Annotated in this window: 8 protein-coding genes and 2 pseudogenes; 4 read left to right on the top strand and 6 right to left on the bottom strand. The window is 38.9% G+C overall.

Going from position 1 to position 12,526, the window contains the following annotated elements; translation table 11 throughout:
- Positions 1 to 20 precede the first annotated feature (20 nt).
- From NYR89_RS02645 to fdhD, 4 genes and pseudogenes are all read right to left on the bottom strand, one after another.
- Entirely contained in the window at positions 21 to 1,382 is a 1,362-nt protein-coding gene (locus NYR89_RS02645; RefSeq protein WP_197718029.1) for a class-II fumarase/aspartase family protein, read from the bottom strand.
- A gap of 10 nt (positions 1,383 to 1,392) precedes the next feature.
- Entirely contained in the window at positions 1,393 to 2,754 is a 1,362-nt protein-coding gene (gene dcuC, locus NYR89_RS02640) for a C4-dicarboxylate transporter DcuC (RefSeq protein ID WP_279446221.1), read from the bottom strand.
- A gap of 224 nt (positions 2,755 to 2,978) precedes the next feature.
- Positions 2,979 to 3,911 carry an AEC family transporter gene (locus NYR89_RS02635; RefSeq protein ID WP_279446220.1) on the bottom strand — a complete coding sequence of 311 codons (933 nt, stop codon included), beginning with the start codon at positions 3,909 to 3,911 and terminating at the stop codon, positions 2,979 to 2,981.
- Position 3,912: 1 nt separating this feature from the next.
- Positions 3,913 to 4,730, bottom strand: a pseudogene (fdhD, locus tag NYR89_RS02630) (formate dehydrogenase accessory sulfurtransferase FdhD).
- A gap of 435 nt (positions 4,731 to 5,165) precedes the next feature.
- On the opposite strand from fdhD, the gene fdnG reads away from it, so the two are divergent.
- From fdnG to fdhE, 4 genes are all read left to right on the top strand, one after another.
- Complete coding sequence (gene fdnG / locus NYR89_RS02625; RefSeq protein WP_279446219.1) at positions 5,166 to 8,231, top strand: formate dehydrogenase-N subunit alpha; 3,066 nt, start codon at positions 5,166 to 5,168, stop codon at positions 8,229 to 8,231.
- Positions 8,231 to 9,133 (top strand): formate dehydrogenase subunit beta, encoded by a 903-nt coding sequence (gene fdxH, locus NYR89_RS02620; RefSeq protein ID WP_279446218.1) that lies wholly within the window; start codon positions 8,231 to 8,233, stop codon positions 9,131 to 9,133. The genes fdnG and fdxH overlap by 1 nt, the downstream gene beginning before the upstream one ends.
- A complete protein-coding gene (locus NYR89_RS02615; RefSeq protein WP_279446217.1) occupies positions 9,126 to 9,791 on the top strand; it encodes a formate dehydrogenase subunit gamma in 666 nt (221 codons plus the stop codon). The genes fdxH and NYR89_RS02615 overlap by 8 nt, the downstream gene beginning before the upstream one ends.
- Positions 9,792 to 9,905: 114 nt before the next feature.
- Positions 9,906 to 10,823 (top strand): formate dehydrogenase accessory protein FdhE, encoded by a 918-nt coding sequence (fdhE, locus tag NYR89_RS02610; RefSeq protein ID WP_279446216.1) that lies wholly within the window; start codon positions 9,906 to 9,908, stop codon positions 10,821 to 10,823.
- Between the two features lie 90 nt (positions 10,824 to 10,913).
- On the opposite strand, the pseudogene truA reads toward fdhE, so the two are convergent.
- Positions 10,914 to 11,700: pseudogene (truA, locus tag NYR89_RS02605) on the bottom strand (tRNA pseudouridine(38-40) synthase TruA).
- Positions 11,701 to 11,781: 81 nt separating this feature from the next.
- The gene (gene folE / locus NYR89_RS02600; RefSeq protein ID WP_279446215.1) at positions 11,782 to 12,438 is read right to left on the bottom strand and encodes a GTP cyclohydrolase I FolE; all 657 of its coding nucleotides are present in this window, start codon (positions 12,436 to 12,438) and stop codon (positions 11,782 to 11,784) included.
- Between the last annotated feature and the right edge of the window lie 88 nt (positions 12,439 to 12,526).

The raw sequence follows: 12,526 nt of genomic DNA, 5'->3' as shown, positions 1-12,526 counted from the left end.
GTATAAAGTGGACTCTAGTATTACTTCTTAAGCTGATTAAAACTAACTAGGCTTTCTTGAATTAATTGATCATTACAACCTAAATAATTCATAGGCTCACAAGCACTCATTATTTCATCTGCACTTAAAACTTTATTGATCTCTTGGTTACATAACAATAAATCCATCATTGATTGAAGTTTATTATTACCAGATAAGACTTTTTGCATTAATTTATAAGCAGATTGACGTCCTATTTTATCAGCTAATGTCATCATAACTGATTCTGACATAATAAAATAATAAGAGGCATTAAAATTTTCTCTCATTCGGTCAGTATTGATAATTAAATTTTTAAATAGTTGTTCTGCTCGACATAACGCAGTTGATATAGCTAAACAGGCTTCCGGCATCATATTCCAACTTAACATACGCATTGAAGCTGAGCGCACGTCTTGCTGATCTAACATATTTGGGGCTCCCGAAGCATACATCCATCCCATACGTGAAAGAGTTTGTAACATATTACAATCACGCGGATTAGTTTTGTGTGGCATCGTGCTTGAACCTCCACCTTTCTGTCCCTCAGAAGCTTCATAAATAGGTGTTCTACACATTATTTCAATATCATTTGCTATACGACATAACGTACCATGAATAAGAGCGAAAAACTGTATTACTTCAACATTTTGATCCTGACTAGCATTATTTAAACCTTTTGGAACAGCTAATCCTAACTCTATACACAACTGGTTTCTGACTTCCATCCCTAAATCTCCGACCGAAGCCAAATTGCCAACAGCCCCACCGTACATACCTACAATAACTCTTGGATAGAGTTGATCTAGGCGAATGATATGTCTACAGATTTCATTTAAATAAGAACTTACTTGTAATCCCCAAGTAGTTGCGGAAGCATCTATAGCATTTGTTCTGGCAACCATAACAGTATGCTGATGTTTCAGTATAGAATCTTCTAATTGTTCTCCTAAATTAATTAATTGATTTCGAATGAGAATCAAGCTTTCCCGTAACCGTATAGCTAAAGAACTATCCAACAAATCCTGTGTAGTACATCCCCAATGTAAATATTTTTTTACTAGTTCATCTCCATTATCAGTAATTTGATCGATAATTGGCTTAATCGGCATCCCAACGACTTGCGTTTCTTCCGAGAGACGTAACCAATCAATTATTAAGTTATCACAAGCAAGTTGAATTGCCGGCACAGCTTCATACGGAATGATTCCTAATTTTGCTTGTACCTTAGCAACAGTTTTTTCAAATTGTAACCAACATTTTATTTGGTACTCTTCCGACCAAATTTTCTTCATTTCAGTTTGAGTAAAGAGTGGAGAATACATATATGTATCAAAAACGGAAATCGCAGAATGGATATTCATATTCTTCTCCTTAACCTAAAATAATTGATGAAATAATGGTTGCCAATAAACCGCCTACCATTGGAATCGTAGTGCGTTTTACTAATTCAATCGGAGAGATATTGGCAACGCCAGCACAAGCTAGTACTACACCCGACACTGGTGAGAAAGATCGGAAAATACCCGCTGATAGTTGCATTGGCATTGCTAATGTAGCCGTAGAAATACCTAAATTAGTGGTCGCTGTAGGTGCCAGGCTTCCAAGGCTAAAGAAAGCTGCATTACCCGAACCAGATAATAAAGTTACAATACCAATAATAGAAACAAGTAATACGATCATCATCGATGAATTTAATCCAAAATGTTCCGATAAATGCATTAGCCCATCGATAAATCCTATAGTTTCTAAACCAACAACAAATACTTGTCTTGCAATAATCAGAGACACAACACTAGCAAATACATCTCCCATACCTTGTAAATAAACTTTTAATGAAGCGACGACTTTCTTACCATCTCTAGAGTAAATAAAGTCAAATAACATTGCTACAGCAAGAGACAAAAACATTGCTGTCACAACATCTATTTTGATGGATGTAACCAAGAATTTACTAAAAGTGAGTAATAGGGCAAGAGGTAAGATAGGCAAAATAGCGAAATATATTGGTATGGCTCGTTGTTCCTCTTTATTTATGTCTAATTTATATTCAACACCATTTAATTGGTCTCTTCTATCAAAAAACTTCTGTGTAACCATATGCAATATAGCGATTACTATTGCAGTAATAATTCCCACCATTAGTTGATGATCAATAAAATAGCTAGCAAGATCTATACCAATGATTTCAGCGACTTTATTAGATGCACCCGAAGCAGGTCCTAAATCTAAACAAGCACTTGTTGCTAATACTGCGGCAACAGAAGCTGGTGTACACCCTATCGAAACTAAAACAGGGTAAAGAGCAATTAATAGCAACATAGCTAAGCCAACTGCACTTGGAATAAAAACATTTAGAACTTGTCCAACAATATAGGTTAAACCTAATAAAATATAAGGATTTCTTATGTAAGATAAGGGTTTTATCGCAACTTTCACTAATGCATTCGCGACTCCAATATGCCCCATATATTTGGCAAATCCTCCTGTAGCCATAATAATTAAACCAATTTCTGCTACAGATTTCGCACTAAGAGCTTTAATGACTAGAAATAAATCAATGACTGCGACTCCTGAAGATAGCGTTCCTTTCGGTAAAAATTGCGAACTCTCTCCAATAATACCGATACAAATCATTAATAAACCTGAAAATAAAAGAATAGCCTGTGTATTATATTTCTTAATAATGAAATACCCAGTTGCAAATACTATAAACAAAGCAATAATTGAAAGCATAATAACCTCCTAAGATTGATATGGAGATTCGACTATAAAGAGGTAGAAAAAGAAAAAATATGGGAAAACGTTTTTCCCTTTTTTATTATGCTAATAATGTGAACTTCATCACATTAATAATTAAAAAGACTAATTTATAAACAAGACTACTAGATTTAATATTCATCGTCGTATAACGATATACAATATCAACATACCTTACAAAACAAACCGCTTGCTTTCGCTTATAGCCATTGGTATAGGGCAATAATCAGCGGCATAGTGAATACGCAAAGTAAAGTGGTTACGCCATAAATCGCACTGGCTTTTCTTGCGTCTTGTTTATATACCACCGCCATTTGCGTTACGGTTGTCGCCGAAGGACTGATCGTTGCTAAAAAACTAATCATCACAATGGTTGCACCATGTTCTGCTACGAGGCTACCAAAATCGAATGTTTTGATCATCACTAATATAATTAGCGGAATAAAAATCAAACGTAAAAAAGCGACCAAATAAATGCGTTTATCCGTCATAATTTCTTTTAGTGGAATCGAAGCAATTAACATTCCTGCGACTAACATCGCCATCGGTCCAATCATATCGCCGAGCCAAGCTAATGTTCCCGCAATCACACTCGGTAACTTAATTTGTAACAGAAACAATAACATACCGATAAAAATGGCAATAATATTGATATTGGTAAATATCTTTTTCAAGGATACATTACCTCTACCGCACAATAACATTCGCAAATGTGACCAAAACAAGAAATTTTGTACGACCATAAAACCGGTCGTATAAATGACCCATTCATTGCCAAACAACGAAGCGACTAACGGAATAATCAAATTCCCTGAATTAGAATAGATCGCAGTAGCATATTCTAGGTTATCTAATTTAAAAATCGGTTTTAAAATTTTACTAATTAAAATGAGTAACCCACTTAACAGAATTGCTAAACCAAAGGACAGATATAAACCATGTAGAATCGCATCCGAATATTCAATTTGAAAAGCGGAGATCAATACTGATGGACTAATAATATAAAGCCCGATAACCGAAATTGGGTAGCTTTGTTCCGAAGTCAGCAATTTCAGCTTCACCAATAAATAACCGAGTAATACAATAATAGTTAACTGGGTAATTTTCTCGGCTAATAATAGAGCAATCTCCATACTATTCATTCTCCAACCACAAGCGTTTTTGACCGGAATAGATTGTTGCTTTACCTTTACGAGTAAATGCACTCAACGTAAAATCATTTTCTTGAGCAATTTGAACCGCTAAAGCTGTTGTTGCTGAAATTGCACATAACATTTCGATACCGACCGCCAAACATTTCTGTACCATTTCAAAACTGGCACGGCTAGTCACAAATACAAAACCAAGCGGTTCTCCTGCTTTCGCATACCAACCGATCAGTTTATCTAGTGCAACGTGTCTGCCGACATCTTCTCGAATGGCGAGTAATTCGCCTTGTGGAGAAAAAATGTCGCCGCATGGCTTGCACCTGTTTGCTGTGCCAGTTGTTGGGCTTGCTCAAGTTGTTGCAAGCAATCATCAAATACCTGTGGGTTAACCGCTTGCAGGCGGTTATTTTTTTGTAAAAATTGACAACTTTGACTGACTTGCTCTAACTGCTCTACTCCACAAATACCACAACCAGTTCTACCAGTCATTGAACGACGTTTTTCTTTTAGTGCAACAAATTGGCGGGTAGCAATCTCCATTTGTACTTCAATGCCATTACATTGCTCAATCACATCCAATCCGTACAATTCTTTTTTATCGGTTAAAATACCTTCTGCCAATGAGAAGCCTAATGCAAAATCTTCCAAATCTTGCGGTGTTGTCATCATTACCGCGTGAGAAATACCGTTATAAACAAGTGCAACAGGTACTTCATTGATTAAATCGTCTTGAATTGTAGATAAACTAAATGGCGTGATATTGGTTTGGCATTTTATTGCCTCTTTTTTTATAGTGCTAAACATCTATATTCTCATTTGTATTAGGAACTATTGAGCCTAAAATTAGGCTCAACTATTCTACAATTTTTTAAGGGGATTTAAACCTTAAAAGTTAGATTCTACTTTATATACCAACTAAAATTAGTCTAATAAGAATCACTCTCAATTCACTTAACATTTTTTTAACAAAAAAGATTGTTTTACTTGCAATTCCAGCATAAAAGTTGTTAAATTCTTGCAAAATATACACTCGAGTTTTTAAATCCAAGTGTGTTATACCGAATATTTAAGCTATATCAAATTAAGTGCAAATAAAGCTGTTTTTACTTACGATTGGGTATAGCTTATTATCTATAAAGGTCAATAATAACTTTTACTTTAAGTGTATGTTACAGTTAAAGATTCTGAGTTATTTACATTCACATTAATTATCTTATTAATGTTTAATTAGGAGTGATTATGCAGGTCTCTAGACGTAAGTTCTTTAAGATCTGTGCAGGTGGTATGGCAGGTACTTCTGCGGCAATGTTAGGTTTTGCACCGGCAACCGCATTAGCGACCCCTCGTGAGTATAAACTTTTGCGTGCAAAAGAAACTCGCCAATCTTGCACATATTGCGCCGTAGGTCGCGGTATGCTGATGTACAGCATGGGTGACGGTGCAATGAATTCACGTGGTAAATTATTCCACGTTGAAGGTGATCCGGATCATCCGGTAAGTCGTGGTGCGTTATGCCCTAAAGGTGCAGGTGTTTTAGATTTTGTGAACAGTCCAAACCGTTTACAATATCCAGAATATCGCGCTCCGGGTTCTGATAAATGGGAACGCATTTCATGGCATGATGCTATTCATAAAATTGCAAAACTGTTGAAAGAAGACCGTGATGCGAACTTCCAAGCAACCAACGAAGCCGGTACACCGGTAAACCGTTGGCTCACCACAGGTATGTTATGTGCCTCTGCCGCAAGTAACGAAACCTGTTACCTCACGCATAAGTGGGGTCGTTCTCTCGGTATGCTCTATTTAGACAACCAAGCGAGTACCTGACACGGACCAACGGTAGCAAGTCTTGCTCCAACATTTGGTCGCGGTGCCATGACAAATCACTGGGTTGATATCAAAAATGCGGACGTCGTGGTCGTAATGGGCGGTAATGCCGCTGAAGCACACCCTGTCGGTTTCCGCTGGGCAATCGAAGCGAAAAAACAAAACGGTGCGAAGTTAATGGTGGTTGATCCACGCTTTAACCGTACGGCATCTGTTGCAGATTTCTATACACCGATTCGTTCGGGTACCGATATCGCAATGTTATTAGGTGTGATCCGTTACTTGTTAGCGAACGATAAAATTCAACACGAATACGTTAAACACTATACCAACGCAAGTTTCTTAGTAAACGAAGGCTTCAAATTTGAAGACGGTTTATTCTCCGGCTACGATGCGGAAACTCGCCAATACGATAAATCAACTTGGTCTTATCAACTTGATGAAAACGGTCAGCCGAAACGTGATTTAACATTCCAAGATCCTCGTTGTGTTATTAATTTATTAAAAGCACACGTTGAACGTTACACACCGGAAATGGTAGAACGTATCTGCGGTACGAAGCAAAAAGCCTTCTTAGAATTTGCGGAAACTATCGCTTCAACTGCAACGCCTGAGCGTACAACTACCTTCTTATATGCGTTAGGTTGGACACAGCACTCTGTCGGTACACAAAATATCCGTTCAATGGCAATTATCCAATTACTACTTGGTAATATCGGTATGGCTGGTGGCGGTGTAAATGCATTACGCGGACACTCAAACGTACAGGGTTCTACAGATATGGGGTTATTCCCATCAATGTTAACCGGTTATATGCCGCTTCCGACAGAAAACGATGCGTCATTAGATGCGTTTTTAAAACGTATTACACCGAAAACAACGGCTGAAGGTCAGGTAAACTATTGGCAAAACACACCGAAATTCTTAGTCAGTTTGCTTAAATCATTCTATGGCGACAAAGCAACTGCTGAAAATGAATACGGTTTCCATAATTTACCAAAACAGTTACCGAAAAAACTCGACCCAATGCAATACATCAATATGATGGTAGAGGGAAAAGTTAACGGTTATATCTGCCAAGGTTATAACCCGATTGCATCTTATCCGGATTCGAATAAAGTCCGTAAAGGTTTAAGCAAGCTAAAATTCCTTGTCATTTTAGATCCGTTAGAAACAGATACATCTAACTTCTGGCAAAACCATGGTGAGATGAATGATGTCAATCCGGCAGACATTCAAACGGAAGTATTCCGTTTACCAACCGTATGTTTTGCGGAAGAAGACGGTTCGATTGCAAACTCAGGTCGTTGGTTACAATGGCACTGGAAAGCGGCTGAACCACCAAAAGAAGCAAAACCGGATGTGGATATTCTTTCAGAAATTCGTGAAGTGATGTTAGAAATGTATCACCATGAAGGCGGTAAATCGATTGATACGATTGAGGCAATGGCTTGGAACTATGCAAATCCAGCAGAACCAAAAGCTGATGAGTTAGCGAAAGAAATTAACGGTTATGCCTTAGAAGACATCATTGATCCAACAAGCGGTCAAGTTTTAGTGAAAAAAGGCGAATTACTATCTTCATTCGCACAACTTCGCAATGATGGAACAACGTCTTCAGGTAACTGGATCTATACCGGTCAATGGACACCAAAAGGTAACCAAATGGCAAACCGTGATAATTCTGACCCATCAGGTTTAGGTAATACGTTAGGTTGGGCATTTGCATGGCCGGCAAACCGTCGTATCGTTTATAACCGTGCGAGTGCCGATCCATCCGGTAAACCGTGGAATCCGAAACGCCAGCTTGTAAAATGGAATGGTAAAAACTGGAACTATATTGATGTGGCAGACTTCGGAACTGCACCGCCAAATAGTAATGTAAGTCCATTCATTATGCAACCGGAAGGGGTAAGTCGTTTATTTGCAATCGATAAATTAGTCGATGGCCCGTTCCCTGAACACTATGAACCAATTGAAAGTCCAATTGGTACGAATCCACTTCACCCGAATGTGGTACAAAATCCGGTGACTCGTATTTTGGAAAGCGATAAAGCAAGTTTCGGTACAGCAGATGAATTCCCTTATGTCGGCACAACTTACCGTTTAACGGAACATTTCCACTTCTGGACTAAACAATCAATGCTAAATGTTATTGCACAACCTGAACCATTTGTTGAAATCGGTGAAGCATTAGCAAAAGAAAAAGGTATTGCAAACGGTGATACTGTTAAAGTGAGTTCAAAACGTGGCTTTATTAAAGCTAAAGTTGTGGTCACGAAACGTGTACGTTCTGTCGAAGCAGACGGAAAAACTATCCATACTGTAGGTATTCCAATTCACGGTGGCTTTGCAACTGTGGGTAAAAAAGGTTACTTAGCAAATAGTTTAACCGGTCGTGTCGGTGATGCGAATACGCAAACACCGGAATACAAAACGTTCCTTGTTAACATTGAGAAAGTGTCGGAGGTGGCATAATGTCAGCAGTTCAAGACCAAAACATTATTAAAATCTCAGCCACTTCATTTGTTACGCCACCACCTCAGGCTCGTACCGGTGGTGTAGTAGAAGTCGCTAAACTTATCGATGTCTCAACGTGTATCGGTTGTAAAGCGTGTCAGGTAGGTTGTTCCGAATGGAATGACCTCCGTACTGCTCCACAAGAATGTGTAGGTGTTTACGATAACCCGATTGATCTAAATGCCGAGCAATGGACGGTTATGAAGTTCAATGAAGTGGAAGAAAATGATCGCTTAGAATGGTTAATCCGTAAAGACGGTTGTATGCACTGTGCAGAACCGGGCTGTTTAAAAGCCTGCCCTGCTCCGGGTGCAATCATTCAATATGCAAATGGTATTGTTGATTTCCAATCCGATAAATGTATCGGTTGCGGTTACTGTATTGCCGGTTGTCCGTTCAATATTCCACGTATGAACGATAAAGATAACCGTGTATATAAATGTACCCTTTGCGTTGACCGTGTAAATGTAGGCCAAGAGCCGGCGTGTGTAAAAACGTGTCCGACTGGTGCAATTCGTTTCGGTTCCAAAGAAGAGATGCTTCATTATGGCGAACAACGTGTTGCGGAACTGAAAAGCCGTGGCTACGAAAATGCTGGTGTTTATAACCCTGAAGGTGTGGGTGGTACGCACGTAATGTACGTATTACATCATGCCGATAAACCAGAGTTATATTCAGGCTTACCGAAAGATCCAAGTATTGATCCGACTATTACGCTTTGGAAAGATGTCTTAAAACCGGTTGCGGCGATCGCAATGGGTGGTCTTGCCCTCGCTGAAGTTGCCCACTATGTAACGATTGGTCCGAACGTTGAAGAAGACGTGGAAGATCATCATGAGGAAGGAGATAAACATGAGTAAGAAATTAGAGATTACGAATGATACGAAAATCGTTCGTCATAAACCGCTTGCCCGTGTGAGCCACTGGTTCTTAGTTATCTCATTCTTCTTAACCATGTTTACCGGCGTAGCATTTTTCTTCCCGGATTTTGCATGGTTAACTGAGATCTTAGGTACACCGCAACTGGCTCGTGCTGTCCATCCATTTACCGGTATCGTGATGTTTACTGCGTTTATTATTATGGCATTTATCTATTGGCATCATAATATTCCGGAGAAAAACGATATTCGTTGGGCAAAAGGGATTGTTGAAGTATTAAAAGGTAACGAACATGCCGTTGCTTATAACGGTAAATATAATCTCGGTCAGAAAATGTTATTCTGGACCTTGATTTTAGCGATGTTCACCCTCTTAATTACAGGTATTATTATGTGGAGAAAATATTTCTCTGCTAACTTCTCAATTACTACATTACGTATTGCAATCTTGCTTCACTCTGCAAGTGCCTTTGCATTATTTACCGGTATTCTTGTACATATGTATATGGCATTCTGGGTGAAAGGTTCAATTACCGGAATGGTTGAAGGTTGGGTAACGGTTCGCTGGGCGAAAAAACATCACCCGAAATGGTTTAAAGAAGAAGTTCTTCCTGAAATTGAAAATCAGGTCAAAAAATAACTGATTCTATCCCTAAGTTATCTAAAGTGCGGTAAGTTACCGCACTTTATTTTTAAATGCTTGCTAAATTTCTTTTTTAAGGGAATTTAGCAAGATTTAACGAGAGAAAATAATATGAGTATTAGAATTTTACCTGAAAATGAAATTAAACAAGCCGCAAGTTCATTTCAAAATCCCCCTCTGCTCTTTGCCAACCCAAAGAATCTCTATTTTCGCCGAGCAAAACGATTAAGAGATTTAGCAGAAAATAACCCTTTCGGCGATTATTTAGAATTTGCGACGAATCTTTCCGAGGTTCAACTCGACTTATTGGAAAATCGTCCGATTGCAAATTATGCGGAAAAACTTACCGCTTGCGTTCAAACAACAAATGGTCAAAAACCTTTAAATGCCAAGACTTTCCAAAGAAGCGAGGAATGGCGAGAAATCTTACTCGCATTAATCGATAAATTTAAACCTTATGCAAACGACACAATGCTAGCGACAATCGAACTGCTAGAAAAATCGTCCGTTTCCGAATTAGAAGCCTTTGCTGATGATTTGCTTAACGAACGTTTTGAAATCGTAGGAGCAGATAAAGCCGTTTTCCTATGGGCAACATTATCCCTTTACTGGACACAACTTGCACAACAATTACCACGTAACACGCAAACTGAAGTCGGTGAACGCCATACTTGCCCAGTATGTGATTCGGCACCAGTTGCAAGTGTAGTGCATTTTGGCGACACACAAGGGCTTCGTTATTTACATTGTGCATTATGTGAAAGCGAATGGAATATGACTCGTTCACAATGTTCGGTTTGTGACCAAAGCGGTAAATTGGATTATTGGAGTATTGATAGCGTAGAAGCGGCGGTGAAAGCAGAAAGTTGTGGCGATTGTGAGAGCTATCTAAAAGTGCTTTATCAAGAAAAAGATCCGCATGTAGAACCGGTTGCCGATGATTTAGCAACCTTAGTATTAGATGCTGAAATGGAACAAAAAGGATTAGCTCGTAGCGGCTTAAATCCGTTCCTATTCCAAGTAGAATAACGCTCTCAAAGCATAAAAAGCGGTTATTTTTCTCAAGATTTTGCAAAATCCTGATTAAAAATAACCGCTTGTTTGTTATATGTCTATTTGCTATGGTTCGAGGAAAAGTGGACCTAATGCCGTTTTAGGAATACCGAAATGCTCCGGATAATGTACATCCACCAAATAGAGTCCTTCTGCTTTTGCGGTTGGTGACGCTAAAGTCCGATCTCGTTGTTCCAATAGCCATTTAATCCATTCTACCGGCTGTTTACCCTGTCCGACTTCAATCAGGTCGCCAACAATATTTCGAACCATATGATGCACAAAAGCATTGGCTTGAATATCCACTATAATATAATTACCTAATCGGCTCACATTCAGGTGATGAATATTACGCCAAGGCGTATGCGATTGGCATTTTGCGACGACGGAATGAACTAAAATCATTCTCGCCCAGTAAGAACTGACCGGCTTCGTGCATCTTTTGATGATCTAATTCATGATGATAATGTGACACACCTTTCGGCAAAATTGCCGAACGCAGTTTGTTATTAAAAATGATGTAGCGATAACGTCTTGCCGTGGCGCTAAAACGGGCGTGAAAATCTTCGCTGACCTCTACTGCCCATTTCACCGCAATATCATCCGGCAAATTCGCATTAGTACCGAAACACCAACTTTGCAACGGGCGCATTGCCTCCGTTTCAAAATGTACCACTTGCCCCGTACCATGTACGCCGGAATCAGTTCGACCAGCACAAAAAACCTCTATAGATTCATTAGCAACAACCGATAATGCCTTTTCCAACTTTTGTTGCACGCTTTCTACTTCGTCTTGACGCCGCCAGCCGAAATAACGGCTACCGTCATATTCAATGCCTAACGCTATTTTCATTTGTAAAATTTCTCTTATTTCTGACCGCTTGTTACGATCTTTATTGCTTCATATAGCAAAAGTGGGCTTTCGCCCACCTGATTATTTATTGATTAAATTTAAAAATTCTTTACGCGTTTCTCGATCTTCCAAGAAAACACCACCGAATGCGGAAGTCACCGTATAACTATTGGTATCCTTAACGCCACGGCATTTCACACAAAAATGCGTTGCTTTAACAAAAACCGCCACATCTTCGGTTTCTAAAATCGTTTGGAACGCAGTCAAAATTTGTTCGGTAAAACGCTCTTGCACTTGAGGACGTTGTGCAAAAAATTGTACGACACGATTAATTTTAGATAAACCAATCACCCATTTTTTCGGGTAATACGCTACCGCCACTTTACCATCAATTGTGACAAAATGGTGTTCACAAGTGGAAGTCAGAGTAATCTCATCCACCAACACCATTTCACTAACTTTCATACGATTTTCAATATTGGTTATTTTAGGAAAAGTCGCATAATCCAAACCGCTAAAAATTTCATCCACATACATCTTCGCTAAGCGGTGCGGGGTCTCTTCCAAACTATCATCTTGTAAATCTAAACCAAGTAATTCCAACACCGAACGCATATGCTGTTGAATTTCTGCTCGACGGGAATCTTTATCTTTAGTTAATTGAATGGTTGGGGTTTCAATGCCTTTCGCAATTAAGGCTTCACGCACTTTTTGGGCTTCTGCGGAGATAATACTCATTGGGGATCCTCTAAAAATTAAGGCTGAAATTTTAACAAATTGACATCAAAAAAAATAGCACTAAAATTTATCTCAATAATAACTCATT

This window comes from Actinobacillus arthritidis, from assembly GCF_029774155.1.
In the GTDB taxonomy this organism is placed as follows: domain Bacteria; phylum Pseudomonadota; class Gammaproteobacteria; order Enterobacterales; family Pasteurellaceae; genus Actinobacillus; species Actinobacillus arthritidis.
Note: the sequence above shows the minus strand (reverse complement) of the source record. Positions and strands in the feature narration are given on the sequence as shown.